The 26613-nt window shown below is 44.0% G+C and carries 26 protein-coding genes; 9 read left to right on the forward strand and 17 right to left on the reverse strand.

Annotated features, from left to right (window positions below; translation table 11 throughout):
* Positions 1 to 74: 74 nt before the first annotated feature.
* The 4 genes from ABXS85_RS04865 to dld all read right to left on the reverse strand — a co-directional run bounded on the left by ABXS85_RS04865 (position 75) and on the right by dld (position 5636).
* On the reverse strand, positions 75 to 863 hold the full coding sequence (locus ABXS85_RS04865; RefSeq protein WP_353668911.1) for an SIR2 family protein: 789 nt from the start codon (positions 861 to 863) through the stop codon (positions 75 to 77).
* Positions 863 to 1417, reverse strand: a complete 555-nt coding sequence (locus ABXS85_RS04870; RefSeq protein ID WP_353668912.1) for a non-canonical purine NTP pyrophosphatase — start codon at positions 1415 to 1417, stop codon at positions 863 to 865. The genes ABXS85_RS04865 and ABXS85_RS04870 overlap by 1 nt, the downstream gene beginning before the upstream one ends.
* Positions 1407 to 2393: an adenosine deaminase gene (locus ABXS85_RS04875; RefSeq protein WP_353668913.1), complete on the reverse strand. Its 987-nt coding sequence runs from the start codon at positions 2391 to 2393 to the stop codon at positions 1407 to 1409. The genes ABXS85_RS04870 and ABXS85_RS04875 overlap by 11 nt, the downstream gene beginning before the upstream one ends.
* Positions 2394 to 3890: 1497 nt before the next feature.
* Entirely contained in the window at positions 3891 to 5636 is a 1746-nt protein-coding gene (dld, locus tag ABXS85_RS04880) for a D-lactate dehydrogenase (protein ID WP_353668914.1), read from the reverse strand.
* A 237-nt stretch (positions 5637 to 5873) separates the two neighbouring features.
* Here dld and ABXS85_RS04885 point away from each other — a divergent pair, with 237 nt between their 5' ends.
* Complete coding sequence (locus ABXS85_RS04885) at positions 5874 to 6494, forward strand: phosphoadenosine phosphosulfate reductase family protein (protein ID WP_353668915.1); 621 nt, start codon at positions 5874 to 5876, stop codon at positions 6492 to 6494.
* Between the two features lie 93 nt (positions 6495 to 6587).
* Here the strand turns inward: ABXS85_RS04885 and purU are convergent, their stop codons facing one another.
* The 5 genes from purU to ABXS85_RS04910 all read right to left on the reverse strand — a co-directional run bounded on the left by purU (position 6588) and on the right by ABXS85_RS04910 (position 12825).
* Positions 6588 to 7454: a formyltetrahydrofolate deformylase gene (gene purU / locus ABXS85_RS04890; protein WP_353668916.1), complete on the reverse strand. Its 867-nt coding sequence runs from the start codon at positions 7452 to 7454 to the stop codon at positions 6588 to 6590.
* 114 nt (positions 7455 to 7568) lie between these two features.
* Positions 7569 to 8234, reverse strand: coding sequence for a sarcosine oxidase subunit gamma family protein (locus tag ABXS85_RS04895; RefSeq protein WP_353668917.1), 666 nt, complete (start codon positions 8232 to 8234; stop codon positions 7569 to 7571).
* Positions 8227 to 11244 carry a sarcosine oxidase subunit alpha gene (locus ABXS85_RS04900; RefSeq protein ID WP_353668918.1) on the reverse strand — a complete coding sequence of 1006 codons (3018 nt, stop codon included), beginning with the start codon at positions 11242 to 11244 and terminating at the stop codon, positions 8227 to 8229. The genes ABXS85_RS04895 and ABXS85_RS04900 overlap by 8 nt, the downstream gene beginning before the upstream one ends.
* 12 nt (positions 11245 to 11256) lie before the next feature.
* Entirely contained in the window at positions 11257 to 11541 is a 285-nt protein-coding gene (locus ABXS85_RS04905; protein ID WP_353668919.1) for a sarcosine oxidase subunit delta, read from the reverse strand.
* A 30-nt stretch (positions 11542 to 11571) separates the two neighbouring features.
* Positions 11572 to 12825 carry a sarcosine oxidase subunit beta family protein gene (locus ABXS85_RS04910; RefSeq protein WP_353668920.1) on the reverse strand — a complete coding sequence of 418 codons (1254 nt, stop codon included), beginning with the start codon at positions 12823 to 12825 and terminating at the stop codon, positions 11572 to 11574.
* A gap of 337 nt (positions 12826 to 13162) precedes the next feature.
* Between ABXS85_RS04910 and ABXS85_RS04915 the strand changes: the two genes are divergently transcribed.
* On the forward strand, positions 13163 to 14176 hold the full coding sequence (locus tag ABXS85_RS04915) for a lipid A deacylase LpxR family protein (protein ID WP_353668921.1): 1014 nt from the start codon (positions 13163 to 13165) through the stop codon (positions 14174 to 14176).
* Between the two features lie 372 nt (positions 14177 to 14548).
* On the opposite strand, the gene ABXS85_RS04920 is transcribed toward ABXS85_RS04915, so the two are convergent.
* Entirely contained in the window at positions 14549 to 15448 is a 900-nt protein-coding gene (locus tag ABXS85_RS04920; RefSeq protein ID WP_353668922.1) for a LysR substrate-binding domain-containing protein, read from the reverse strand.
* Between the two features lie 81 nt (positions 15449 to 15529).
* Here ABXS85_RS04920 and ABXS85_RS04925 point away from each other — a divergent pair, with 81 nt between their 5' ends.
* The 3 genes from ABXS85_RS04925 (at position 15530) to ykgO (ending at position 16834) form a co-directional block, all read left to right on the forward strand.
* A complete protein-coding gene (locus ABXS85_RS04925; RefSeq protein ID WP_353668923.1) occupies positions 15530 to 16177 on the forward strand; it encodes a LysE family translocator in 648 nt (215 codons plus the stop codon).
* Between the two features lie 249 nt (positions 16178 to 16426).
* Positions 16427 to 16690 carry a type B 50S ribosomal protein L31 gene (locus ABXS85_RS04930; RefSeq protein WP_353668924.1) on the forward strand — a complete coding sequence of 88 codons (264 nt, stop codon included), beginning with the start codon at positions 16427 to 16429 and terminating at the stop codon, positions 16688 to 16690.
* Positions 16691 to 16834 carry a type B 50S ribosomal protein L36 gene (gene ykgO, locus ABXS85_RS04935; RefSeq protein WP_013795806.1) on the forward strand — a complete coding sequence of 48 codons (144 nt, stop codon included), beginning with the start codon at positions 16691 to 16693 and terminating at the stop codon, positions 16832 to 16834. It begins immediately after the preceding gene.
* Between the two features lie 36 nt (positions 16835 to 16870).
* Here the strand turns inward: ykgO and ABXS85_RS04940 are convergent, their stop codons facing one another.
* Complete coding sequence (locus ABXS85_RS04940) at positions 16871 to 17410, reverse strand: DinB family protein (RefSeq protein WP_353668925.1); 540 nt, start codon at positions 17408 to 17410, stop codon at positions 16871 to 16873.
* A 55-nt stretch (positions 17411 to 17465) separates the two neighbouring features.
* The gene (locus ABXS85_RS04945) at positions 17466 to 17951 is read right to left on the reverse strand and encodes an arsinothricin resistance N-acetyltransferase ArsN1 family B (protein WP_353668926.1); all 486 of its coding nucleotides are present in this window, start codon (positions 17949 to 17951) and stop codon (positions 17466 to 17468) included.
* A 178-nt stretch (positions 17952 to 18129) separates the two neighbouring features.
* Between ABXS85_RS04945 and ABXS85_RS04950 the strand changes: the two genes are divergently transcribed.
* The 4 genes from ABXS85_RS04950 (at position 18130) to ABXS85_RS04965 (ending at position 22374) form a co-directional block, all read left to right on the forward strand.
* A complete protein-coding gene (locus ABXS85_RS04950) occupies positions 18130 to 19413 on the forward strand; it encodes a 2-hydroxycarboxylate transporter family protein (protein ID WP_353668927.1) in 1284 nt (427 codons plus the stop codon).
* Between the two features lie 118 nt (positions 19414 to 19531).
* Entirely contained in the window at positions 19532 to 21151 is a 1620-nt protein-coding gene (locus tag ABXS85_RS04955; protein WP_353668928.1) for a sensor histidine kinase, read from the forward strand.
* Positions 21148 to 21831, forward strand: coding sequence for a response regulator (locus ABXS85_RS04960; RefSeq protein WP_353668929.1), 684 nt, complete (start codon positions 21148 to 21150; stop codon positions 21829 to 21831). The genes ABXS85_RS04955 and ABXS85_RS04960 overlap by 4 nt, the downstream gene beginning before the upstream one ends.
* 111 nt (positions 21832 to 21942) lie before the next feature.
* Positions 21943 to 22374 carry a hypothetical protein gene (locus ABXS85_RS04965; RefSeq protein WP_353668930.1) on the forward strand — a complete coding sequence of 144 codons (432 nt, stop codon included), beginning with the start codon at positions 21943 to 21945 and terminating at the stop codon, positions 22372 to 22374.
* Here the strand turns inward: ABXS85_RS04965 and ABXS85_RS04970 are convergent.
* From ABXS85_RS04970 to sucC, 5 genes are all read right to left on the reverse strand, one after another.
* A complete protein-coding gene (locus ABXS85_RS04970) occupies positions 22357 to 22866 on the reverse strand; it encodes a hypothetical protein (protein ID WP_353668931.1) in 510 nt (169 codons plus the stop codon). The two genes, ABXS85_RS04965 and ABXS85_RS04970, sit on opposite strands and share 18 nt — an antisense overlap.
* Before the next feature lie 124 nt (positions 22867 to 22990).
* Positions 22991 to 24214 (reverse strand): L-2-hydroxyglutarate oxidase, encoded by a 1224-nt coding sequence (lhgO, locus tag ABXS85_RS04975; protein WP_353668932.1) that lies wholly within the window; start codon positions 24212 to 24214, stop codon positions 22991 to 22993.
* A 29-nt stretch (positions 24215 to 24243) separates the two neighbouring features.
* A complete protein-coding gene (locus ABXS85_RS04980; protein WP_353668933.1) occupies positions 24244 to 24489 on the reverse strand; it encodes a cysteine-rich CWC family protein in 246 nt (81 codons plus the stop codon).
* A gap of 72 nt (positions 24490 to 24561) precedes the next feature.
* Positions 24562 to 25434: a succinate--CoA ligase subunit alpha gene (sucD, locus tag ABXS85_RS04985; protein WP_353668934.1), complete on the reverse strand. Its 873-nt coding sequence runs from the start codon at positions 25432 to 25434 to the stop codon at positions 24562 to 24564.
* A gap of 2 nt (positions 25435 to 25436) precedes the next feature.
* Positions 25437 to 26603, reverse strand: a complete 1167-nt coding sequence (gene sucC / locus ABXS85_RS04990; protein ID WP_353668935.1) for an ADP-forming succinate--CoA ligase subunit beta — start codon at positions 26601 to 26603, stop codon at positions 25437 to 25439.
* Between the last annotated feature and the right edge of the window lie 10 nt (positions 26604 to 26613).

The raw sequence follows: 26613 nt of genomic DNA on the forward strand, positions 1-26613 counted from the left end.
TCTATTACGAAACTAACGCCCGCGTAATAGGGACGAGCTTGCAATCGTTCTAATTGACGCGTTTGTTAGTTGCATTACTGGAACTTCGATAGAAACTCTAATAATGCCTTTTGCGGATCATTTTCCTTTGAGGTAAGCATTTTTATCCCCCATTGTTCTAATATTGTTTCTTGAATCGGATTTGGTCTATGTGTAAAGACATAAGACTTGGGCTGCACTCCACCTCCATTATTAGATTTCCATAATTTAGCCAGCTTGTAAAAAAGAAATCTAAGATTCACATCAGTTAAACTGTATCCAATAAATAGGACGGATTTCCCAAGAACATCTGATCTAAGTTTAATATCTAAAGGAGTTTCAAATTCTAAGCGCTCATAGTAACTTGATTCGTCTAATACGATAGTGTCATCGTTATCAAAGTCACCATGAAATTTTATTACTTGAGTTACACCGTCTTTGATCTTGGCAATATCAGATACACCTGCAATTTTTGTGTATTTCTTTTCATATAGTTCATATGATTTTTCAAGCCATCGATCATAATTCGTAGTGTAAACCATTGGGAATTTCGAATTTGCAATAAGCTTATGTATCTCTGAACCTTGCAAATCTACATTGGCAGAATGCCAATTTGTATCCATCCAGCTTCTGAGAGGGCCAATGCTACCTGTTTTCACTCTGTAGTATTCCGCCAAGGCCAAACTATCGCCAAAAGACTTATATATTTCAGGGTCATATCCTAGCTCATCAGCAATATGATTTATTAGTTCTGACCATGTCGGAAGGCCAAGGTTTTTGGATACACCTGCACCCACAAAAAGTATGACATTTCTTTCTCGATAAGACGCAAGAAGGTCATCCATTACATAATCTCCGAAACAAGAAATTCTCTAAAATTATCAAAAGCTAATTTTCGCATAGATATCTCATTCTTCTTTTCGCCCATTTCAGCGAATGTTTCTTGAAAGCCCTTTGGTATAAAGACACAGTCCCATTGAAAATCTTTACTACCTCTTGGCTCGGGAGCAATGTTTCCTTCTACAGCCCCTTCAAACATATAAACTTTCTTGGCGTCACAGAATGCAATAATGGTTTTTGCAGTTAGCGCCGTATTTTCTAGCCCCCCAAATAGTTCAGAGAACTTTTCTGCCTTTAATTTATCCCAAAACACTTGGGTTAGACCGCCAGGAAATCCTTGTAAGCTGTCAATATATAACCCTGTATGCTCGACAAATACAGGGCGTCCAACTTTACTGAACGCCTTTAAAACTTTATCTCTTACAATATGGTTAACATCTTCTGTCTGTATTTCATGAATTGTTAAAGGCGCGTGGACTATTGAAACACCAATATTTCCCAGAATAACTTGTACCTCTTTAGCTTTATGAGGATTTTTTGTAACGAAGTTAATTTCCATATAACCCTCTAATAAAACTATATTTTTTTTGATTGGTATACATATCGCGTAAATGCTGTAAGGAATTTGTCTCACGATAAAATTCTAAATAGTCATCAGTAAGAGTCGATGAATGTATTGAAGGATTGTCAGAACATATAACAAACGGAACTTTATGATCAATGAAGTCAATAACAGGGTGAGACTCATTTTCATTAACTGCGTTAGTTAGCCTGTTACTAATGGGGCAAACCTCTATGCATATATTTCGATCTTTCAACAAATTCATTACTTCAACCGATTTTGACGCAGCAGTTCCGTGACCAATTCTGTCAGCGCCAAACTCATTGACTGCACGAATTATATTTTCAACTCTTCCAGTTTCTCCCGCATGAATTGTCACTTTAAGTCCATACTTATCTTTTGCATGTAAAAAAAGTGAACCAATTTCAATTGGGGATGTAGTATCTTCATTACCTGCTAAATCAAGCCCAACCACAGTATTCGGCCTGCCTAGTTTTTCATATGCTCCTAAAAGAGCTCGCAAGTGCTCTTGAGCGTAATCACCTCTAGAAACTGTTAAAATCAATCCTACTTTTATTTTATGCCTTTCAGATGCCTCTTCAACTTCAGATACAATCCAGTACAATGCTTCATCTGCCGAAATATTATTTAGCAAAGCCAAGTAAATGACACTATTACGTATCTCAACAAATGTAATATTCTGAGACTTCAAATTTAGAAAAGCACTTTCCACAATCATCCTAAGGCTACTCTTACTCTTAGGTATAAGTCGTAACGCCTGCCAAGGTTTCAAGTATGAGGCTAAAGAGTTAGCGGGTAGTGATATGTTTAAATCTCTTTCTAAATCAAATCCGGAAGGTAGTTCAGATCTATCTCTTACCAATAAGCTTCGAATAACATCAGTACTCACCAATCCATTTAAATGAACGTGAAGCTCACCTTTTTTCATTAACTGAATTTCATTTTTATTCATCAGCAATCACTTGGGATTCAAATAATTCAGAGCAGCTAACATCCATGGACACTCCGATTTTTGCAAGCAAAATCAAGTATTAGCAAGAATAGTTTTGCAGCCATTTATTCGGATTTTTAGTAAAGCTTTATTAGCTTATATCTCTGATGCTTTATTAACTCAAAACGGCGCCGACTTGATTCTCATCATTTTGACGTTTTCAACGAAACGATGTTAGTCCCAGAATTTCCAAGTCACGGTCATACCCATCTTGTCATCACTCTGTGCTCGAACAGAAACCGGAATATGCTTTATTTATTGGGATGTGAAATTTAATCGGGCAGGAAAATCCTTCTCAATTCAATAGTACATCCCTTACTTGAACTTCATCATAGAACAGCGTTTTGAGTTTTACCAATAAGAATTGCAATTTTTAAACTAGGGGTTCCGCGGCCTTAAGTTCGCAAGTGTCTGATTGCGCTGCGCTTATCAGACCTACATTTAGTGGTTTACTCTGAGTTGATGTGAGGTTGCTGGACTAACCCCATCCTAGCCACTTGAAGAAGTTTTCTTTTAGATAAGGGGAAACAACACGAGATTTGGTTTGGCGGGATCAGATCTATATTTTGCTGTTTACTCTAAGTTGATCCGAGGCTGCTGGACTAACCCCATCCTAGCCCCTTAAAGAAGCTTTCTTTTAGGTATTGGGAAGCAACACGAGATTTGGTTTGGCTCTAAATAACTTTGTCTGATTGCGCTGTGCTTAACAGACCTACTTTCAGCCTCAAACATTGTATTACTGTAAAAAGAGGCAATTCGCTTCATGAGGCAACTCTCGACGCGATCCTGATTGCGCGAAAGGACTCAAAAGATTTTTTGGTTACTTTTGCATCGTTTGGCAAAAGTTACCCGCCTAGCAGGGCGGAAAAAAGCTCCCCAACCAAAGCCAACCCGAGGAAACCAAAACGCCCTCAGGCAGAGATCAAAAAGCGCCCCAACCAAAGTCATTCAAAGGAAATTCAAGAACCCTCAGGCAGATTAAACATTAGACTTGCTCTATAGAAACCAAAATACAACTTTTACTGTAAACTAAAGTTGTATTCCCACCTATCACTTTATAATAACTAAATTGCAATACCTGATGACGCTGTGCTTAACAGACCTACTTACAGCCTCAAACATTGTATTACTGTAAAAAGAGATAATGAGCCTTCTTGAGGCAATCCTCGACACGTTCCTGAATGTGCGAAAGGATTAAAGCGACTTTTTGGTTACTTTTGTGGCGCTAGACAAAAGTCACCCGCTCAGCAGAGCGGAAAAAAGCTCCCCAACCAAAGCCAAACAGAAGTAAACATCGACGCCTCGGGCAGAGATTAAAAAAACCTCCCCAACCAAAGCCAACCCGAGGAAACCAAAACACCCTCAGGCAAAGATCAAAAACTCCCCCGACCAAAGCCAACCCGAGGAAACCAAAACTCCCCTCGGGCAGAGCAAACCAAAAAGAATCCAGGCTATGAATTAGTAACCATGACCACAACCACAATCGCTGCTTTCGCCGCTCGCTTCTTTCCAGTGTTTAAACTTGCTGGTGCCGCCTATGCCGGGGTTAAAGCTGTTGGTTGGGTCATTCTGCTTGTAGAAATCGCGTAAAGGTTGTTTGGCAATGTATTCATGGCCCACATTATGTTCGGCTGGGTATTCAGCGCCACGGGCATCGTAGCTGGACAAGATTTGCTGTTTCACTGCTTTGCCATCAACGCCTTTTTTCATGATGTAGTTTTGGTGCATCACGTGGCAGAAGAAATGGCCGTAATACATTTTTACGGCGATTTTATCGTCAATCTCTGGCGGTAACACTTCAAACCAATCCTGCTCATTACGTGGGAAAGCCACGTCAATGGTCATGATGGAACCGAGGTCTTTACCATTCATGATGTGGTGACGGGTTAAGGCGCCGCCAGTCACGAAACGGTGCAAAATGGCTTGATCCGCTTCACGTTCGGTACATTCGAAGTAGTCGCCTTCGTTGTTTTTGAAGAATTCCTGTAAATAAGCTTGCGCTTCGTCCACCCCCGCATTGGCGGTTTCCACTATCCAATGGTGTTCGTATTTTTCGCGGAAATCTTCCATGCGCTTGGGCAAATGGTTAGGCCAAAGTTGACTCATGTATTGCATGATGCGGTCCGAAAATTTGTTCGGTAGGAATTTGAACTTACCCGCCCAACGATCCACGGTACGTTTGATGGCAAACATTTTAGGAATGTATTTGGTGCCCAGTTTGTCGATCACCAAATAGCTGTCTTTGCCGTATTTTTTACTGATGTCATAACTACTGCTGTGCAAGTATTCGCCTGACACTGGTAAGTTATCAAAGGTGGATAACATGTCACGACGCATTTGCTCCATCACCGCTGGATCATTGATGCCTATGTAGAAGACACGATGCTTTTCTGGAATCGGGAAGGTATCAAGACGCACCGCGAACACCGCCAGTTTGCCCGCACAACCTGATGCTTCGTAAAGGCGGCGTTTGTCATTGTTAAAACGGGATGGGGTGTCAGCATCCACGTCACGAATACGCTCGTGGTATTCGTTGTCGGAAGCGCGTTTTTCTGGAAAATGCACGTCTTTTTCTTGGTACTTGTTATTTTCCAAGTTAGACAAGATTTCTTCCGGCTCAGAACCCAAATCAATGCCAAGGTTGTTGACCAGTTGCAGCTCACCCTCTTCTGTTATTTGAGCATAGAGAGACAATTCTGTGTAAGCCGGGCCACGTTGTACCAAGGCACCACCTGAGTTGTTACAAATGCCCCCCACGATGGACGCACCAATACAAGATGAACCAATGACCGAATGCGGCTCGCGGCCATAAGGCTTTAAGGTGTCTTCTAGACCAAACAAGGTACTGCCCGCAAACCCTATGATTTGCTTGCCCTGATCAATCAACTGAATGTCATCAATGCGCATGGTACTGATGATGACAATAGGACGATCATAATCGTTACCACTTGGCGTTGAACCGCCCGTCAACCCAGTGTTCGCCGCTTGCATGATGACAATTACATCGGCTTTAACACAGGCTTGCAGCACTTTCCAGATTTCCACCAGCGAGCCCGGTCGCACCACTGCGTAAGCTTTACCACTGCCCAATCGAATACCTTGGCAATAGGGCTGCTTCTTGTCTTCATCCATTAAGGTGTACTGACTTCCCACAATGGCCTTCAATTCTGCGGCCAGATCTATGCTGAAACTGGATTCTGTCATCTTATGCTACTTCGCAACGAGTTAAATTAAGGCGATTAGTATACCCAACTCACCTCCCTATAAAAACTGCTGTTAAGGATTTATTGATCAAGCCCAAGCTTGGTCGTGTTTTTTAAAAGCTATTCGAATTTTCTTATGCCAATTCCGTCTTGCAATTTTTGCCCTTTAGCCCTTTTGTGGTTTGTGTTTGCCCATACAAACTTTTAGTATGCATGCATTCATTTTAGGAGCAGAATTGTGATTGATTTAGATAAAGCCAATGCCGAACTCAAAAGCGCTACGCCACAGGCCATCATTGAATGGGCTATCCAAAATGCGCAAAAACCCATTGTGACCACTAACTTTGGCCCACATGAAGCGGTGATTTTGCACATGGCGACGCAAGTGAAAGCCGACATTCCGGTTATCTGGATCGATTCAGGTTATAACCTTCGTGATACTTATAAGGTGGCGGAAGACATCATAGGTAAGCTAAAGCTTAACTTGGAAGTCTACACACCAAAAGTCAGTGCAGCACGCCGTGACGCGGCATTGGGTGGTATTCCAAGCGTTGACGAAGAAGCTCACGTTGAATTCACCGAACAATTCAAATTGGAACCTTTCCGTCGTGCCATGGCAGAACAAGCTCCAGATATCTGGTTAACGGCGGTACGTAGCGAACAAACCGAGTTCCGCAAAGACATGAAAGTGGTGGAAATGGGCCCAAATGGCGTGATCAAGGTAGCGCCGGTATTGCATTGGAAAGAAGCCGACATGGTGGCTTACTTAACGGAACACCAGCTCCCTACTCCAGATCATTATTTCGATCCGACCAAAGCGCAAGCGGGTCGTGAATGTGGCTTGCACACTAAACTGTAAGCTGTCGATACCTTATAGAAAAGCCAATAAAATAGGGAAGCTTGATGCTTCCCTATTTTGGTTATCTGGTTATCTAGTCAGATAAACTGAGACTTAACCGCCTAATACAACCGTGCGTTTGTCGTTCAAAAAGACGCGTTTTTCCACGTGACATTTCACCGCATGGAACAAGGTCACTCGTTCAATGTCTTGGCCTTTGGCGACGAGATCTTCTGGATAATGGGCATGGTTAACGGTTTGAATGCCTTGGGAAATGATCGGCCCTTCGTCCAAGTCATTGTTCACATAGTGTGCCGTGGCACCCACCATTTTCACCCCCTTCTCCCAAGCTTGATGATAAGGGCGAGCCCCTTTGAAACCGGGTAATAAGGAATGGTGAATATTGATCGCGCGACCGTCTAGGTATTCACACATGCTGGGGGACAAGACCTGCATGTAACGCGCCAACACCACTAATTCCGCCTGGTATTTTTCCACCAAGTCACGCACCTTGGCTTCTTGTTCCAGCTTGGTTTCATGGGTGATCGGCAAGTGGTAATAAGGAATGCCGTGCCATTTTGCCAAGTCTTCCAAATCTGGGTGATTGGAAATAATGACGGTCACATCTATGTTCAATTGGCCAGTACGAAAACGATACAGCAAGTCATTCAAACAATGATCATACTTTGACACCATAATCGCCACTTTGGGTTTGTGGTGCGGGGCTGTTAACGCCCATTCCATATTAAATTCGGCCGCACGTTGAGCGAATTCTTCAGCAAAAGTCTGTTCACTAAAACTGTCTTTTTGAGGCAAGAATTCAATACGAATAAAAAAGCGACCCGACTCTCTATCATCAAAGGAGTGAATTTCGTCGATGTAATTTCCTGCTTCCGCCATGTAGCGTGTCACCACGTCCACCGTGCCTAAAATACTCGGGCAGCTGGCAGTAAAAATCCAAGGGGCTACTTTTGTTTTCATCGTAACGTCTCTTTAAATTGGGTAAAGCGATGGGCTTTTCAGAGGATAGTCCAAAAAGCCCATCACAATACCTTTAGGTGTCTTGAAGGGGTTGAAAGCTGGTAAGGAAAGTCCTTAACAAGTGACGGTTAAGCCGTACTCTTTGCTGGCATCTTGCAGCCATAACCAGAGGTAATCGGCAAAGCTGCGTCTTACGATTAATTGATAGCTTTGCTCTGAAGTACGACGAATGGTCGCGCCACTTTTCGCAAAAATAGTCGAAACTACTTTGCCAACGGGAAACTCACTGTCATGGAAATCAATCGGTGTCGACTTTTTCAGAACATTCACCACCTCATTACCAGACAATTCGAACACCGTATTGCCGCCGCTCACATTCACTAACGAAACATGGCCGCTGACCTCAGCAAAAAAACGTGTCTCCAACTCAAAGGCTTTATCTTGTGGTACTTGTAATAGCCACTCATCAGGGGAAATCCACATCAGGGTCAGTTCACCATCGCCAGAGCTGACCGAAGTGAGTGGTTCGGTTGGCAAAGCCAGGCCTAAAATACTTTCTATACTGGCTGCTTGCGCTGCATCAGGGCGGCAACGTAAGGTCAACAAGCCTAATGATAATTCACGAAACAACACGCCACCTTGGGATTCGCCATGCTCTGCAATTTTCGCCAATTCAACATGATGCAAAGGGCTTTCAAATGGCACATTGGCAGCGGGCAATTGGTTCATCACCAACTTGATAGGCGCTTGTTCAAGCGTTTCTTGATTGCTCTCAGACATGCTGGCGCTCCCCTTTTGGATCTAAGAATATAGGTTGGCAAATTTCCGCTTCCACCACTCGGCCATCTGCCAATGGGTAAAAGACTTTTTCGCCGATTTTATCGTGACCACCTTTGACAAAACCCATGGCAATCGAACGACCTAAACAGGCACTCCAGTAACTGGATGTAACATGCCCGACCATTGGCATTGGAATCGGCGCTTGCGGATCAAACACACCTTGCGCACCTTCCGGCAGTACTATGGTCGGATCAAGGGTTTTTAAACCCACTAGCTGTTTACGATCGGCACGAACACAATCTTCACGCTGCATACCACGCTTACCAATGAAGCTAAAAGGTTTCTTCATGGCCACCGCCCACGGCATGCCCAAATCAAATGGATGCACCGAACCATCGGTATCTTGACCGGCAATGATAAAGCCTTTCTCAGCACGTAAAATGTGCATGGTTTCTGTGCCATATGGGGTCAGATTAAATTCTTCACCCGCTTCAAACAGGGCTTTCCACACATGCATACCGAAGTTGGCTTGCACGTTGATCTCGAACGATAATTCACCCGTGAATGAGATACGGAACACACGAGCAGGCACACCAGCGACAGTCATCTGCTTCCAGTCCATGTAAGCAAAGTTGTCTTTGGAAACATCGTCATCCGTGAGTTTTTCCAACAACTTACGACTGTTCGGGCCGGAAATGGTCATGGTGGACCAATGATCGGTTACCGAGGTGAAGTAGACTTCCATTTCTGGCCATTCGGTTTGATGATACAACTCCAACCATTCCAATACATGAGCCGCGCCACCTGTGGTGGTGGTCATAAGGAAATGATTTTCACCTAGGCAGGAAGTCACCCCATCGTCAAACACCATGCCGTCTTCGCCACACATTAGGCCATAACGACATTTGCCGACCGCCAATTTCGCCCACGCATTGGTGTACACTCGACCAAGGAATTCACGGGCATCTTTACCTTGAATATCGATTTTGCCCAGGGTCGAAGCATCCAAAATGCCCACGGATTCCCGTGTTGCCAAACACTCGCGATTCAAGGCTTGCTGCATAGTTTCATTGCCTTTCGGGAAGTACCAAGGACGTTTCCATTGCCCCACGTCCTCAAACTTAGCCCCATGCTCCACATGCCACGCATGCATCGCAGTGAAACGCTTAGGATCAAACAGTTCACCACAATCACGACCAGCAATGGCACCAAAGGTAACCGGTGTATAGTTAGGACGGAAAATGGTTGTGCCCGTCTCTGGAATGGTTTGTTGCAAGGCTTTGGCAGCAATCGCCATACCGTTAATGTTACCCAGCTTACCTTGGTCCGTACCAAAGCCCATGGCGGTATAACGTTTTACGTGTTCGATGGATTCAAAACCTTCGCGACAGGCCAATTCAATACCGGCTGCTGTAACGTCATTTTGGTAATCGACAAACTGCTTAGGGGCCTTTGATGTGGGCTTGCTGTGTGGAATGTGGAACAAAGCCATGGCTCTGCCCTGAATGCCTTCCTCTGCTTTTGGAAGACTCATGTCTGTGGCTGCTAACCCTAGGTGCGCCAAGGCATCTTCCCCCGCTTGCAAACCTTGCGATAACGCCGCTTGCGTGGTGAAAGCACCGTTAATGGCACCGGCTGTGAGTTGCTTTTGAACCGTTGCGCCTGGCAAGAAGCCGATCACTTCGTCGTCCCACACAGGACGCGCGCCCGTATGACAAGACAAATGAATCACTGGGCTCCAACCTCCTGAGCTGGCAACCGTATCCGCTTTCAATTTAGCAATAGCGCCCGTAACTGCATCACCTGCTTCATTCAAAGGCGCGACGGATACACCTGTGACCCGCTTGGAACCTTGTACTTCAATCACACCTGAGCCAACCATGATGCTGATGCCACGTTCACGGGCCGCATCAATCAAACTGCCTTGTGGGTTTTTACGGGCATCGACAATGGCCACCACCTGACGACCTGCATCGTGCCAATCTATGGCAGTTTGGTAAGCGCCGTCGTTTGCTGTCATGAGCACCAATTCTTTGCCCGGCACCACACCAAAACGATTGATGTAAGTTGACACCGCACTGGCCTGCATACAACCTGGCACATCGTTATTACCAAACACCAACGGACGTTCGTGTGCGCCTGTGGCCAACACCACCCATTTAGCGCGCACGCGATGCAAACGCTGCGCCACCGCACCGTTTGGCGCACGATCGGCAAATTGATCTGTGCAATGCTGTTGAATGGTCAAAAAGTTGTGATCGTGGTAACCGTTTACCTGTGAGTTTGGCAACATCATGACATCGTCAAACTGACTCAAGTCTGCCACAATCTCAGCGACCCAATCCATTGCCGGTTTACCATCAATGGTTTCTTTGCTGCTCAATAAGCTACCGCCAAATTCGCTTTGCTCATCCGCAATGATGACACGCGCACCACCACGTGCTGCGCTTAACGCCGCCATTAAACCCGCAGGGCCTGCGCCTACCACCAAGACATCTGCGTGTTGGTTCATCTTATCGTAGATATCAGGATCTTTTTCTTTCGAAGCACGTCCTAAACCTGCGGCTTTACGGATATAGGATTCATACGTTGGCCACATGGATTGCGGGAACATAAAGGTTTTGTAGTAAAACCCTGGCGGCATCATTTTCCCACCGATTTTGCCCACCAAGCCCATGAAATCCGTCTCAACACTTGGCCAACCATTAGTTGAGGCCGCCACTAAGCCTTGATAAAGGGATTGCTGAGTAGCGCGCACATTAGGAATTTGCGTGGCTTCGGTCGCCCCTAGCTGAACTACCGCATTAGGCTCTTCTGCCCCAGCCGCCACAAAACCACGAGGACGACTGTATTTAAAACTGCGGCCAATGACGTCCACGCCATTGGCAATTAATGCCGACGCCAAGGTATCGCCAGCATAACCTTGGTAAGATTCACCATTAAATGTGAAGGTTAATGGTTTGCTGCGATCAATGCGGCCGCCATCTTGAAGACGATTTTTCTGAGACATCACCAGGCTCCTTTACTCAGCCACAACCGATGGCGTTTCGCCAAGCTTGTACACTTCTAAAATTTCATAAGTTTGCGTGTTGCGCGTGACATTAAAAAACTTGCGACAACCTGCAGCATGTACCCAAAGCTCATGATGAATACCACGCGAGTTTTTACGGAAATACAAAAACTCACCCCACTCTTCATCGCTGCAAGCATCTGGATCTAATGGACGAGCAATATGCGCTTCGCCTTTGGCGTGAAATTCTTCTTCTTCACGATATTCACCACAATGTGGGCAAAAAATATGGAACATACTCTTTCTCCAAACTCTGTCTTAGCCCAATTAATGCGCCACACCGGCCGCACCGTGTTCATCCACCAGCGCGCCATTATGAAAACGAAACATAGAAAAAGGCTTCGCTAGCTCGTGCATTTCCCCTTTCGCTAGCGAAGCCGCAAACACATGACCTGAACCGGGTGTCGCTTTAAAGCCGCCCGTTCCCCAGCCACAGTTAAAGAACAGATTTTTCACTGGCGTTTCACTGATAATCGGACAAGCATCTGGACAAGTGTCCACAATGCCACCCCATTGACGGTTCATGCGCACGCGACTGAACACAGGGAACATTTCCACTATGGCTTGAATGGTGTGTTCAATGGTTGGGAAAGAACCACGTTGACCATAACCGTTATAACCATCAATACCCGCGCCGATGACCAAGTCACCTTTATCAGATTGACTGGCGTAACCGTGTACATGGTTTGACATCACCACAGTATCCAAAATTGGCTTAATGGGCTCAGACACCAAAGCCTGCAAGGGGTGAGACTCTAACGGTAATTTGAAACCCGCCATGTTTGCTAACACACTGGAGTTACCCGCCACCACACAACCCACGCGATCAGCGCGAATTTGACCGTAACGAGCCGTCTTCACACCCACCACAGTGCCGTCTTCCACAATCAAGTCTTCCACTTCGGTTTGTTGAATCAAGTCCACACCATGGGCGTCCGCGCCGCGCGCATAACCCCATGCCACTGCATCGTGACGGGCCACACCTGCACGTGGTTGCCATGACGCGCCCATTACGGGATAACGCGCATTTTCAGAACAATCTAATACTGGAACGATTTCTTGAACTTGTTTGGCATCCAATACTTCACCGTCAATACCATTTAGACGGTTCGCGTTAACACGACGCTCAATGTCGCGCATGTCTTGCAAAGTATGACCTAAATTCAAACAACCACGCTGTGAAAACATGACGTTATAGTTGAGCTCTTGCGACAAACCTTCCCATAATTGCATTGCGTGTTCATACAAATGAGCCGCTTCGTCCCAAAGATAATTTGAACGAACAATCGTGGTATTACGTGCTGTGTTACCACCGCCTAAAAAGCCTTTTTCAATCACGGCAACATTGGTCACACCAAACTCTTTAGCAAGGTAATAGGCCGTCGCCAAACCGTGACCGCCACCACCCACTATGATGACATCGTATTTCTTTTTCGGGGTTGGATTACGCCACACCCGTTGCCAGTTTTCATGATGTGTAAAACTGTGCTTTAGCAACCCAAAGCCTGAATAATGCTGCATCAAATCAGCTCCTTACAAAGACAGCCTTATGACTGTCATGGGTGGTACAAAATAACTGGCCTATCAATGCTCTAATAGGATTTGACCTGATGATAAAGTCAAAGATAGTCGCTTTTATGCTTGGAAGCGTCCCAGCGATGACGAATAACGACAGGCCCATTAGATGCAAAATACGTCCTATCATCTCTACTCTGCCAATGTAAGAAAATTTAGTTATTCAACTCAGTTATAGATACTATCTGTCGATTTATGAAAAACAGTAGTATTTAATGGTTAAAGAAAGTGCTAGCATGAAAAATCACCATTTATCAGAGATAACTATTTATCAGAGATAACTATGACGTTTAAAAGTTATTCCCCTGTTCCTCTCATTGTGAAACAAATACTAATAAAAAGTTTATGCGGCATTAGCCTGATATTTAGTGGTCCATTATTTGCGGTAAATGCGGCTTCTTTTACCCTAGATAATGACGTTTTTGTAGGCGATGACAATGGCTATACTAACGGCATCTATGTGTCTGTTTATCATATTGGCAACAATGTTAAAGAGAACTTCTGGGTAAGACCATTAATGTGGACCATGCCCAGTGGTACAGCGTTAGAGTACGCGAATGTTCATAGTTTTGGGCAGGTATTGACCACAGCAGAAGATATTACTGTAGCCAATCCTGCTGAAGACGATTTGCCTTATTCGGGCCTCCTTCAATACACCAATGCTCATGTTAAGATCGGCCAATATTATGCAGATTGGGTCAGTACAACGCTTGGTCTGGTTGGCCCCAGCGCTAAAGGTAAACAAACCCAGACGGACTTTCACAAACTCATCGGCGCGAAAAAGCCAATGGGGTGGGACACGCAATTAAAAGATGAAGTGGTCTTCGCCTTTTCCCGTGGACACGTCACAAGATTAATCGCATCGCCTCATGATAACTTTGATTTTTTAGTGGGTGGCCAACTTGGCGTTGGTACCCTTAAAAGCGCTGTTAATGCAGGTGCTATGATACGTTTAGGAAAAAACCTTAAATCTTCTTTTGCGACCGTTTTATTGGCCAGCTCTCGCGCCTCCAATCCTCTCGCCTTGGACAATAGCTGGTTTATTTACACTGGTGCATTTAGTACTTATGTCTTTAATCAGATTTTTACTGATGGCAACACCTTTCGCGACAGTCGCTCAATAGACTATGACCACAGCTACAATGTTTTTGTCGCTGGGTTAAGCACTTCATTGGGAAACGGTGCATCATTAACCTTTGCTTATCAAACTTCCTTTTCGGAAGATGAAAGTGTTTCCTCTTATCAAACCGAAAAATTAAATAAGTTTGGCACCTTAACACTGGCTTGGCAGTTTTAGTGAGAGCTGTGCTTTGATGTCTGTAATATTAGAATCGTAAAATACGAAGCTCTCATTATTCATAAGAAGCTCTCGTTATTCATAAATAATCAAGAAATAGCTTGGTGCCATATAGATTAAAATTGGCATCAAGCTTATCTCAGGCACTGATATCTAGAGAGCACAGTGACATTCTGTCGCCGTTGAAAAATGAAATCTCATTGCACAAACTCAGTAACATTCATTAGAGTATCAATTAGTTAAGCTTCTAAAACGCTTGTTCATGTCATTATAACCACGTTAGCTCTTTGCGGCTGTTACCTAACAAACAGAATTGCCATTGATTTGGTGAATTTTTGATAGTTAACCTTTGTGTTGTGTCTTATTAATTCGTTATACGCCACTTGCCATCGTCTCCACCAGCCAGTCTGTAAAAAGTCTGATCCTATGATCATGGGTAGGAGAATCCAAAGTGAGTAAAGCATACTTGTACCCGGTTTCTTGCAGCCCTAAAGGTGCAATTAAGCGTTTCGTTTGCAGATCATCCGATATTAATGGTGTTGAACCAATCGCCATACCAAGATGATCTTGTGCTGCCTGCAAAACAAAGAAAAAATGGTCAAAATACTGTTCTGTTTGAGCAGACCAGGTTTGATCATCTTGTGTCGAAAGCCATTCATACCATGCCTGCGGACGGGTTCGACTATGTAACCACATAGCTTGATTCAAGTTTTGCTGAATGTGTTCTAACCAATATGGCTCACTGCAAACTGGCCCAGCTAATTCAGCACACAATTCGGTTACTTGGTAATCTGTTTTAACGCTAAAATCCAAGCGACGAATAGCAAGGTCACACCCTTCCTCTAGTAAATCTATTGGCCCGCCTGACATACGCAAATCAATGTGTAAATCTGGACACACGGCTTTAAATTGCCCAAGTCTTGGCATCAACCAACGCATGGCGAGACTTGGTTCACAAGACACCACCAAAAAAGGCGAATCGATATCGTGACGATGAATGTCTTCTACCGTTTCACTTAACGCATCTAAGGTTTGACGACTTGTTTTAAATAAACGCCGACCTGCGGAAGTTAAATAGACTCGACGATTCTGCCGTCGAAACAATGACACCCCAATACGCTCTTCAACTTGAGCGACAGCACGACTAATCGCGCCGTGCGTAAGGTGCAACTCCTCAGCCGCTTTGGTAAAACTCTGCCACCTTGCAGCCGCTTCAAAGGCAAGCAAGGCATTTAATGGTGGCAACCGCTTATATTTGTGATTTTTTCTCACAATAAACACCACTATTTTTCGATTTTATTGACTATATAAAAATTTCATAATCCTATTATTCACATAAATAAGGTAAAGACTATGGGTTATGTAAATCACTTTGAATGCTATTCTGTGGCCATTATTACGCTACTGGCTGTTATCAGTCCCGGACCAGATTTCGCAATGATTTCAAAAATTGCACTTTTGCAAGGGAGAAGAGCAGGCATATTGTGCGCATTGGGTATAGGAACAGCCATTAGTATCCACATTACTTATACCCTGCTAGGACTCGGTATTGTTTTGGCAAATAATGCTTGGGTCTTAAATTTACTAAGCTGGTTGGGAGCGACTTATCTTATTTGGTTGGGACTATCTGCACTTTGGCCTGATATTAAGAGGGTTTTATTTCGACTTGATTCTGCTGATCACTCAAGCTCTCAAACAAGTCTTATCAAGAATAATCAGCCAGCTTTTTGGTCTGGTTTTACCTGTAACGCTTTGAACCCAAAAACCATGCTATTTATTGTGTCCTTGTTCAGTCAGGTTATTTCCATAGAATCCCCTTTGATAGTAGAACTGGGGTACGGTGTTTACATCGCTTTAGTGCATTTTATTTGGTTTGCACTGGTCGCTTTCTTGTTAACGGCTAAACAGGTAAAGAACACATCTGTTATCTTAAAAAAATGGATTGAACGAGTATCAGGAGGGGTTTTAGTGGCTTTTGGCGGAGCCCTCTTAGCCCGTTAGTTCAAAGGTTACTGAAGGCAATTGGTCGACTTAACGCACAGTTGCTTTTGACTCATCCAGTCCTGATTGCCCCATGAATCATCCCTAATATCTAAAATCGACGCTATTTTATCTTTTTTCTGCCCATGAAAAGCACAGAAAAACAATGGATTATCAACAGGCATTGACTTCTTACAAATGAAAATAGTTCTTGTTAATGTATTATTTGTTATGTTATAACAAAACAATAAATCAAAATTAGGAGATCTTATGCGAGCTAACATTCACCCAGAATATCGAACCGTTATCTTCCATGACACTAGCGCTGATACGTATTTTTTAATTGGTTCCACTATTAAAACCAGTCAAACCAAGCAATGGAAAGACGGTAACACTTACCCTTATCACACCATTGATGTGTCTTCGGCATCTCACCCTTTCTATACAGGTCAGCAGCGTTCAGCTCAATTAGAAGGACGCGTCCATAATTTCAAACGTCGCTTTGGTGAACGCAAACTAAAAGGAAGTCGATAAATGCAGGTTTTATCATCATTAAAAAGTGCCAAAAAACGCCACCCAAATTGCCAAGTGGTAAAGCGTCGTGGGCGCGTGTTTGTCATCTGCAAGGACAATCCGCGTTTTAAAGCCGTACAAGGTAAGGGTGGGAAGCGTAAATAAAGCAATCAAGCCAGTGAGACATCTCGCTGGTTTGATTTATTGACTTGGAATTAATGCCAACAAGTCGGTGACGCCTGTATCAACGCCAGCTTGGCTAAATAAGGTGGTTAGCTGCCCACGATGATGGGTTTGATGATTAAAGAAATGCAGCAGCAATAAACCAAATTCTTTGCAGGCTTGTTGACCTTTTGTGTTGTGGTAAGTGAGTGGCTGACGCAATGACTCATCCGATAAGTCTGCAATCATATTAATGATGAGCTGATCCAGTGTTTGACGCGCTTGCTGGCATCCCTCTAGGTGCCAATAAAGCCGTTCATCTAAGCTGGTCGGCTGAGAAAAGGCTTGCATTGCTTGTAACGCCAACTGAGCATCAGGGTGATTAGCAAATCGCTTTAACCAAATAATGTCTCCCACCAAGTTGTGATTCAAAGTGCCTAATATAGAAGAGAAAAAAGCGCCTCTATCTAGAGCTAATTGCTCTTCTTCAAGCTCGGCAGCAGCACAATAAATTTGCTCATTCATCCACTGATTGTATTGCGCCAGTAAGGTAAAATGCGTTTTCACTTCATCACTCATTATTCATTATTCATTATTCATTATTCATTATTCATTATTCATTATTCATTTGACTTTACAGCATGACTTGCCAGTAACCCACATCATGCCAAGCATCAAATTTTCTTCCCACTTTAGCAAAGTGTCCGACCTTTTCCATGCCAAACTTTTCATGCAGAGCAACACTGGCCGGATTTGGCAAAGTAATACAACCAATCACGGCTTGCAAATTCTGCTTTTTAAGTCGTTCAAATAATGCTTCATATAAGATGGTACCCAGCCCTTTTCCACCCTGCTCAGGATGAAGATATACACTGGCCTCAACCACAAACCGATACGCTGAACGCGCTTTCCATTGGCTTGCATAAGCATAACCTAGTATCTTGCCCTCAGCTTCGAAAACCAGCCAAGGCAAGCCAGTAGCATGTACCGCTTCCACCCTTTGCAATAAGTCCTTGGCACTAATGACCTCTTCTTCAAAGCTCACTATGGTATGACTAATATAATGATTGTAGATAGCGAGAATGGCCTCAACATCATTGGCTGTTACTTCTCTTATCATGAACGATTCCTCTTATCTTTTATAACGAGTGATTCCTCTTTGAAGGCACTTCATACCTATTACAAAACTTTCAAAAGCTTTCTTTAGTTTCATTAAAGTCTCAAGAACTTCCGCTGCGAAAGAAGCTTGGTAGACTGCGATGCATTCAAAAAACAAGCAAAAAAGTAGTGAGTCAAACATGATCATTAATGAAACCATGACGGTACGTGACCAACGTATCAGCAAAGCAATTCTAGCCATTGCCGCCATTGTTATTTTTATGGCAACTTTTGCAGGAAAAATGCCAGGAGGCATGATTGGGGCTATAGGTATTATGGTGGTTGTCGGCACCATACTCAACTTTGTCGGTGACCGAACGCCTATTATCAATCAATTTTTTGGTGGTGGCGCGATTGTGGTGATTTTTGGCTCAGCTTATCTTTTTCACAGTGGCTTCTTCCCTGCCAAAGCGGATGACAATATCACTACCTTTATGAAAAGCGGCGGTTTCTTAGCCTTCTATGTAGCCAGCTTAGTCACAGGTTCTATCTTAGGCATGGACACACAAACACTGAAAAAAGCGGCATTGAAATACATTCCTGTCATTTTAGGATCCGCTTTTGTTGCCTGTACCCTTACTGGTGTCGTTGGCATGTTAGTTAGCAAAGATTTTTATGATTCTGTCATGCTGATTGCGCTACCAATCATGGGCGGTGGCATGGGGGCGGGCGCCGTACCTTTGGTAGAAATCATGTCTGGTAAAACCGGCATGAACGCAGAAACCCTGATGTCGCAAATGGTACCAGCACTAGCGATTGGTAACGCCATTGCTATTGTCATGGCAGGTTTATTGAACAAATTGGGGCAGATGGCACCAAGTCTAACCGGTAATGGTCAACTGATCCGTGGTCAACAAGCCATCGCGGAAGACAGCGCGGAAACAAGTTCCTTAAATGTCACCATTTTAGGTGTGGGCGCTTTGTTGGCAGTGAGCATGTATTTTGTTGGTACGCTACTCTCTAGTTTCATCAACATGCACACCTACGCCTTGATGATCTTATCGATTGCCTTGATAAAGGTATCTGGCATCATGCCAAAAGCGTTAGAAAACGCAGCACATACTTGGTACAAATTCGTTGTAAGTAACTTAACTCCTGCTCTATTGGTAGGAATCGGTGTGGCTTACACGGATCTAAACCAGATTTTGAATGCCTTATCACCACTCTACTTCTTCTTGGTCTTCATTACCGTCATGGGCGCTATTCTGGGTGCAGGCCTAATCGGTTGGTTAATGGGCTTTTATCCAATAGAAGCCGCCATTACCGGTGGTTTATGTATGGCCAACATGGGCGGTACGGGCGATGTTGCAGTACTAGCAGCCAGCAAACGTATGGAATTGATGCCATTTGCTCAAATCTCTTCGCGTATTGGTGGGGCCTTTATGCTGATTCTTGCTACCCTTGTGGTTCAGGCCATCGCTTAATAATTTCACCCTCGATCAGAAGGGGGATTCCAGCCCCTCTTCTGATCACCCTTTCTGCCTCCCCCTTTCTTTGTCAGCTTTAGTCGCCTGTTTTAATCCGCTATAATTGGGATTTATTTTGTCAAAACCTATCTCAAATATGACGCTCAAGTCTTATCTCGCTCTGATCACCCTATCCACTATCACCCTGCTCATTATCGCTGCGGCCGCAATGTTTGGTTATGTGTTACGCACGGCCTATTTGGACAACATCAGTCAACGCGGATTGGAATTGGCAAGAGTCATCGCCCATGACGACACAGTCATTAAAGCCGTAAAAAACAGCAACCAAGGACAAGCAGCCAATATCCAACAGTATGTGGAAGACATGCGCCAACAAACCGACGCCTCTTTCATTGTTGTCGTGAATGCTCAAGCTCTTCGTCTTAGTCATCCCTTGGCTGAGCGTGTGGGTCAAGCCTTTGTGGGTGAAGATATCTACCCCGTACTGAAAATGGGTCAAAGCTACACCAATGTGGCGAAAGGGTCTTTAGGTGAGGCCATACGAAACTTCACACCGGTATTTGATCAAGACAAGATTATTGGAGCCGTGAGCGTTGGTTATTTATCAAAAACCACCAGTGAGCTTATCTATCAACACTTAAAAGAAGCCGCTTGGTTGGTGATTTTACTGTATTTTATTGGCGTATTAATCGCCATGATATTCATCGCCAAATTAAAACGTACTTTTTTAACGCTTGAACCAGAAGAGATTGTTCACAAGTTCAAAGAGCAAGAACTCATTCTCGACAGCATTCGTGATGGCATTATTGCGGTCAATCACGAACAACAAATTACCGCCGTTAACAGCATGGCAATGGAATGGCTGACTATGAAGGCGCTCACGCCGAATGAAGTCATCAATAAATCATTGAAGCATTATTCACAGAGCCTTTCTCACTTTGCACTCGAAGCGCAAGGTCACATTATTCAACGCCATTTCAGTATTGGTAAACTGGATTTTCTCGCCACCCTTTATCCCTTAGCCTATGCAAAAGATAACTTTGGTTACGTCATTGTTTTTTACCCTGATCATGGTGAGAAGTCCCTCGAACAAGAACTCACCAGTACAAAAAACTACGCCGACTTACTGCGCGCCAAAACCCATGAATATACCAATCGCCTTAATGTTCTGTCGGGTATGCTTCAAGCCGAACGCTATCCAGAGGCGGTGGAATTTCTGCAGCAAGAGAGTGATGGTGACCAAGCCATGCTACGTCAGATCATTCAAACCATTGAAAACAGTGCTGTAGCAGGACTCATTTTTGCGAAGCATAATAAAGCAAAAGACCTACAGCTTGAATTATTGATCGACAGCGATTGCCAGCTCGGTCTTTATTCACCACAAGTTAATGAAGCCTTGGTCACCCTGTTAGGCAATTTACTTGACAATGCCATGCTGGCGGCTTGGCATAATCGCCATGTGAGAACGGCTTTCGTCAAGCTCTTTATCAGTGACCGTAATGCTCATATCATGCTACAAGTAGAAGACAGTGGTGCAGGTATAGACGCCAAGTTAGAAAATCGAATATTAGACTTTGGTGTCAGCAGCAAACACAATACCGAGCAAAATGGTATTGGACTTTATCTGGTGAGGAAAATCGTTGACCAATTTCATGGCAGTTTGGATTGGGAGCGCAGCGAAGAAAATACCACCGTTTTTAGTATTTATTTGGACAAACAGGCCTTAAAAAGATGACCAGCATTGCGGTAATGATTGTGGAAGATGACCTTAGAGCCAGCTATGTGCTTGAATCCACCATTAATCAACAAACGGGATACAATGTGGTGGCCGTTTGTGAGTCCTTGGCCGAAGCTCAACTGAAAGCGGCTGCCTTTCAACCCGAGTTGGTCATGGTGGACATCAGTCTTCCTGATGGTAATGGCTTACAGCTCATCCAAAGACTTAAACAGGATTTACCTAACGCCAGTTTTATCATGACCACAGCTGAGCGTGAAACCAAAACCATCGAAAAAGCCATTCAATTAGGCGTAATGGATTATTTGGTCAAACCCATTCGTATGTCTAGGGTTGAACAAGCTTTGGCTGATTACACTGAATTCAAGCAACGCATCAACAAACTGGACAGAGTCGATCAACAAGATATCGACGCCTTATTTAGAAAAAAATCAAGCCAAGATAAAAGTCGTAAAACCCCTAAAGGAATAGACGAAACTACCTTAGAGGTCTTGCTAGAACACCTGAAAAAGATGGGCAACGGACCTTTCACTGCGGACGACATTGGTGCAGCCGTTAGCTTGAGCCGAATTACCGCACGCCGTTATTTAGAGTATCTAGAAACGCAAGGTCAAGTATCCATGACACTGGATTACAAAACTGGCGGACGCCCTAAACAGCTTTATAGCAAAACCCTATAAAAAATCTGTTTGTTGCTCAATGTCATCAAATTGGCTATTAACAATGCCTCAAAGCTTATCATTCCTATTTGCCTGCTTGGTTTTGTGGTGCAGCTTGATTATGATAAGCCCATGAACAAGCCCAAGCATTTCATTCAAGCCATGTCGAATAAAATTCGAGGGCTGTTTAAACCTAAGCCACGCCCTCTCAATACCCTGTTTATCGGTATCGATTATGCTTGCTTTTGCTTGGCTGAAGCGTTACTTCAAGGCAAAGCTGGCAGACCTGTTACTATCGCAGCCTTTATTGATGATGAACCTTGGAACAATCGAACCAGCGTGTTGGGCTCCACTGTTTATTCTCCTAGTGAAATATCCGCATTGGTGCCCAAACATCAAGTAGATATGATTATTCAAATTGAAGGGGAATCTCTGGAAATTGCCAGCAATATTTGGCAAGGCATATTGGCAACTGGCGTAAAGGTCCTCACCCTTAACTTGGATCAAGACCTTAACGAACAGCTAGATACAGTACGAGAACACAGCCTACTTTGTCGACAATAGGGCCAATTGCTCAATCGGCATGGTCATCGCCATATGCAAAGATTGTTGAGAGCTCATTGGCACAGCGTCTAGAGCATTGGAATAAAAAGCTTGCGGTAATTGAATATCGTTTCTTTGCGCCAATAAAGTACGCACCTGTCGAATATCGACACTGTCTTGTTGCTTGAGCTGCTGTAACTCATCTGCATTCAAACTGGCCGTTGCGCCACCCGGCAAATAAATTGTCCCTGTCACAAAATCAACGCCAAAAGCGACCACACCAGGCACAAAGAACAAAAGCAAACCTATCGCATTAAGAGCCACCACTCCAGCATCAATCGGCCCATGACTCAGACCACGACGATCAGGATAAAGAAGGGTGCCACAGGCGGTCAACTGAGACACTAACAACAGACCGACAATCGCTTTGATAAATCTTGAATCACGTCCCTTATTTAGATGATAAGACTGTAAAACCGCTTGCTCGGATAAGACATTTGTCACTTTGATCATTGGACTCACTCTTTTCAACTCATAGTGAAATCACTTTAGCTGCTTATCCGATACTCTGCCAAAACTCGAACAAATTATTACACAATCCTTTCAGGTAACCGACGCTTACCTTTAAGAAAAGCCATCAGGCTTTCGAAATATTGGTCAATTGATCATCGACTTTATTGGCAACATAAGCCCCAATGGGGAAGGCACTGGTAGCAGCAGGAGAAGGCGCATTACAAACATGCAAAGTGCGCTCACTATCAGCAAAAAGGAAATCATGTACTAGTGAACCATCTTTCATCACGGCTTGTGCACGAATCCCAGTAGGATATGGTTGTAAGTCCTCCAGCTCAATAAGATCACAGTATTTACGCACCTGCTGTAAATAGCCAGCTTTGAACCAAGAGTTTTTCGTTTCGATTAATCCGGTTTTCCAATAGGTTTTGAGTAACCGCCAGAAACCAGGAAAAGACAACATCTCAGCCACATCTTTTATACTAAAATTAATGCGACCATAGCCTTCTCTCTTCCAACCTTGCACCGCATTGGGACCCACCATTATCGAGCCGTCAATCATACGCGTCAGGTGAATGCCAAGAAAAGGTAGCTCAGGATCTGGAATAGGATAAATGAGGTGCTTCACAATATTATTGTGATGTGCGGGTAATTGATAATACTCACCACGAAAAGGAATTATTTGAAAATCCGTTGGAATCTTCAGCATTTTGCTCAATCGATCAGCCATTACTCCACCACAACTGACCAGAAAATCAACCTGCAAATGATTTTTTTTAAATTTGATGTCGACATAATGCTTGTGTTCTTCTAAATCCACGACTTCACTTTCTAACATCAAAGCACCACCCGCATGCTCAAATAGTTCAGCCAGTTTGAAGCAAATTTGTTGATAATTCACTATACCAGTAGAAGGCACATACATTGCGGCAACGCCTTTAATATTTGGCTCGCGACGATTTAATTCCGCTTCATCAAGTAATTCCACCTTTAAACCATTTTCACGGCATTGCTTGTGCAAGACCAGCATGCGCTCAACTTCCACTTCATTAGTGGCGACCAGCAATTTACCGCACTCTTCAAAATCAATACCGTGTTCACGACAGAAAGCTTTGGTGTCTTTTGCACCACGAAAGCAGAAATCGGCTTTGAGCGAACCCGGAGCGTAATAGACACCTGAATGAATCACACCAGAGTTATGACTCGTTTGATGCAAACCAACTTGCGCCTCTTTCTCTATCAACAAAACTCGATATTTTGGATAACGGGTTTGTAATTGCCACGCCGTGGATAAGCCCACAATACCGCCACCTATAACAGCAATATCGTACAGAGACTTTTGAAACATTCTGTAAACCTCCCAGACTGAATACTTTATTATTGTTCATATTGTTCAATTTGGAGAAAAGTTATTTCATTTTTTTCCACATAGGCAAATCGAAAAAGATCTGGGTTGTCTGAATATAGACGTATGCACTTGTGACAAACACAGGCCGTGCCTTGCGCTTCTATTGGTAATAAAGCCAACATTTGTTGAGGAATAGATTCCACAAAACACCAACAGGCTTGTTCTTTTTCTAGACCACAAGCAGCATCTTGCTGGCAAAATGGACATTTAGACATAGTATTCTCGCAAAAAAAATCCCCGCCAATGGCGAGGATTTTATCATCTATGATGATGAATACATCACTTGCTTACCAGCCAGTGATTTCTTTCAATGCAGAACCTATGTCAGCAAGAGAACGAACTGTCTTAACGCCAGCGTCTTGTAGAGCAGCGAATTTCTCGTCAGCAGTACCTTTACCACCAGAAATGATCGCACCAGCGTGACCCATACGCTTACCAGCAGGTGCCGTTACACCAGCAATGTAAGACACAACAGGCTTAGTCACGTTTGCTTTGATGTAAGCAGCCGCTTCTTCTTCCGCTGTACCACCGATTTCACCTATCATAACGATGGCTTCGGTTTGTGGATCGTTCTGGAACATTTCTAGAACGTCGATAAAGTTAGTACCAGGGATTGGGTCACCACCGATACCAACACAAGTAGACTGACCGTAACCAGCATCCGTAGTTTGCTTAACCGCTTCGTAAGTCAAGGTACCAGAACGAGATACGATACCCACTTTACCTGGCAAGTGAATGTGGCCAGGCATGATACCTATCTTACATTCGCCTGGGGTGATTACACCTGGGCAGTTAGGACCGATTAGGCGAACACCTAGCTCGTCACATTTTACTTTACAATCAAGCATATCAAGGGTTGGAACACCTTCAGTGATACAAACGATTAGCTTGATACCAGCGTTAGCTGCTTCTAGGATAGAGTCTTTTACGAAAGGAGCAGGAACATAGATAACAGAAGCTTCAGCGCCTGTTTCTTCTACCGCTTCTTTCACTGTGTTGAACACAGGAAGACCTAGGTGAGTTTGACCGCCTTTACCAGGCGTTACACCACCAACCATTTTTGTTCCGTAAGCAATGGCTTGCTCAGAGTGGAACGTACCTTGACCGCCAGTGAAACCCTGACAGATGACTTTCGTATCTTTGTTAATTAAGACAGACATTATTATTTGCCCTCCGCAGCTTTAACAACTTGTTCAGCTGCGTCTTTTAGACTTGTTGCAGCAATGATGTCTAGACCAGAGTTAGCGAGAACTTCACGGCCTTTCTCTGCGTTAGTACCTTCCAAACGTACAACAACAGGTACGTTTACGCCAACTTGCTCAACCGCACCAATGATACCTTCTGCGATCATGTCACAACGTACGATACCACCAAAGATGTTAACCAATACGGCTTTAACATTGCTGTCAGAAAGGATGATTTTAAATGCTTCTGCTACACGTTCTTTAGTCGCACCACCACCAACGTCTAGGAAGTTAGCTGGCTTACCGCCGTGTAGGTTAACTATGTCCATAGTACCCATTGCTAGGCCAGCACCGTTTACCATGCAACCTACGTTACCATCTAGAGCAACATAATTAAGCTCCCACTGAGCAGCATGTGCTTCACGCTCATCTTCTTGAGATGGATCATGGAACTCTTGCATTTTCTTCTGACGGTATACCGCGTTGCTATCGATGTTGATCTTACCGTCTAGACAATGCAAGTTACCTTCGTCAGTGATGACTAGAGGGTTGATTTCTAGTAGAGCGAAGTCATAGTCATGGAACATTTGCGACAAACCAAGGAAGATCTTAGTGAACTGCTTGATTTGAGTTGGGTTTAGGCCCATTTTGAATGCCATTTCACGCGCTTGGTAAGGTTGAGCACCTACTAGCGGATCTATGATGGCTTTATGAATAAGTTCTGGCGTTTCTTCCGCAACTTTCTCGATTTCCACACCACCTTCAGTAGAAGCCATGAAAACCACTTTACGAGTCGAACGGTCAACAACAGCACCTAGGTACAATTCATTGGCAATATCAGTGCAAGATTCAACAAGAATCTTAGCCACTGGCTGACCATTAGCGTCTGTTTGGTAAGTAACTAGGTTTTTACCCAACCAGTTAGCCGCAAAAGCTTTTACTTCGTCATAAGAATCTACAAGCTTCACACCACCCGCTTTACCGCGACCACCTGCGTGAACTTGAGCTTTAACAACCCACTTGTCGCCACCAATTTTTTTCGCAGCTTCGACCGCCTCTTCTGGCGTATCTACTGCGTACCCTGTCGATACTGGCAGGCCATATTCAGCGAAAAGCTGTTTAGCCTGATATTCATGTAGGTTCATTTGATTCTTC

The sequence above is a fragment of the Marinomonas sp. THO17 genome (assembly GCF_040436405.1).
GTDB lineage: Bacteria > Pseudomonadota > Gammaproteobacteria > Pseudomonadales > Marinomonadaceae > Marinomonas.

Bases quoted from the DNA above. Each gene is read 5' to 3' on its own strand.
- ABXS85_RS04940 (WP_353668925.1), bottom strand. From the start codon at position 17,410: ATGAGTGATGAAGTGAAAACGCATTTTACCTTACTGGCGCAATACAAT.
- ABXS85_RS04950 (WP_353668927.1), top strand. From the start codon at position 18,130: ATGATCATTAATGAAACCATGACGGTACGTGACCAACGTATCAGCAAA.
- ABXS85_RS04945 (WP_353668926.1), bottom strand. From the start codon at position 17,951: ATGATAAGAGAAGTAACAGCCAATGATGTTGAGGCCATTCTCGCTATC.
- ABXS85_RS04960 (WP_353668929.1), top strand. From the start codon at position 21,148: ATGACCAGCATTGCGGTAATGATTGTGGAAGATGACCTTAGAGCCAGC.
- sucD (WP_353668934.1), bottom strand. From the start codon at position 25,434: ATGTCTGTCTTAATTAACAAAGATACGAAAGTCATCTGTCAGGGTTTC.
- dld (WP_353668914.1), bottom strand. From the start codon at position 5,636: ATGACAGAATCCAGTTTCAGCATAGATCTGGCCGCAGAATTGAAGGCC.
- ABXS85_RS04925 (WP_353668923.1), top strand. From the start codon at position 15,530: ATGGGTTATGTAAATCACTTTGAATGCTATTCTGTGGCCATTATTACG.
- purU (WP_353668916.1), bottom strand. From the start codon at position 7,454: ATGAAAACAAAAGTAGCCCCTTGGATTTTTACTGCCAGCTGCCCGAGT.
- ABXS85_RS04870 (WP_353668912.1), bottom strand. From the start codon at position 1,417: ATGGAAATTAACTTCGTTACAAAAAATCCTCATAAAGCTAAAGAGGTA.
- ABXS85_RS04875 (WP_353668913.1), bottom strand. From the start codon at position 2,393: ATGAATAAAAATGAAATTCAGTTAATGAAAAAAGGTGAGCTTCACGTT.
- ABXS85_RS04900 (WP_353668918.1), bottom strand. From the start codon at position 11,244: ATGTCTCAGAAAAATCGTCTTCAAGATGGCGGCCGCATTGATCGCAGC.
- lhgO (WP_353668932.1), bottom strand. From the start codon at position 24,214: ATGTTTCAAAAGTCTCTGTACGATATTGCTGTTATAGGTGGCGGTATT.
- ABXS85_RS04915 (WP_353668921.1), top strand. From the start codon at position 13,163: ATGACGTTTAAAAGTTATTCCCCTGTTCCTCTCATTGTGAAACAAATA.
- ABXS85_RS04970 (WP_353668931.1), bottom strand. From the start codon at position 22,866: ATGATCAAAGTGACAAATGTCTTATCCGAGCAAGCGGTTTTACAGTCT.
- ABXS85_RS04895 (WP_353668917.1), bottom strand. From the start codon at position 8,234: ATGTCTGAGAGCAATCAAGAAACGCTTGAACAAGCGCCTATCAAGTTG.
- ykgO (WP_013795806.1), top strand. From the start codon at position 16,691: ATGCAGGTTTTATCATCATTAAAAAGTGCCAAAAAACGCCACCCAAAT.
- ABXS85_RS04910 (WP_353668920.1), bottom strand. From the start codon at position 12,825: ATGCAGCATTATTCAGGCTTTGGGTTGCTAAAGCACAGTTTTACACAT.
- ABXS85_RS04905 (WP_353668919.1), bottom strand. From the start codon at position 11,541: ATGTTCCATATTTTTTGCCCACATTGTGGTGAATATCGTGAAGAAGAA.
- sucC (WP_353668935.1), bottom strand. From the start codon at position 26,603: ATGAACCTACATGAATATCAGGCTAAACAGCTTTTCGCTGAATATGGC.
- ABXS85_RS04930 (WP_353668924.1), top strand. From the start codon at position 16,427: ATGCGAGCTAACATTCACCCAGAATATCGAACCGTTATCTTCCATGAC.
- ABXS85_RS04965 (WP_353668930.1), top strand. From the start codon at position 21,943: ATGAACAAGCCCAAGCATTTCATTCAAGCCATGTCGAATAAAATTCGA.
- ABXS85_RS04865 (WP_353668911.1), bottom strand. From the start codon at position 863: ATGGATGACCTTCTTGCGTCTTATCGAGAAAGAAATGTCATACTTTTT.
- ABXS85_RS04980 (WP_353668933.1), bottom strand. From the start codon at position 24,489: ATGTCTAAATGTCCATTTTGCCAGCAAGATGCTGCTTGTGGTCTAGAA.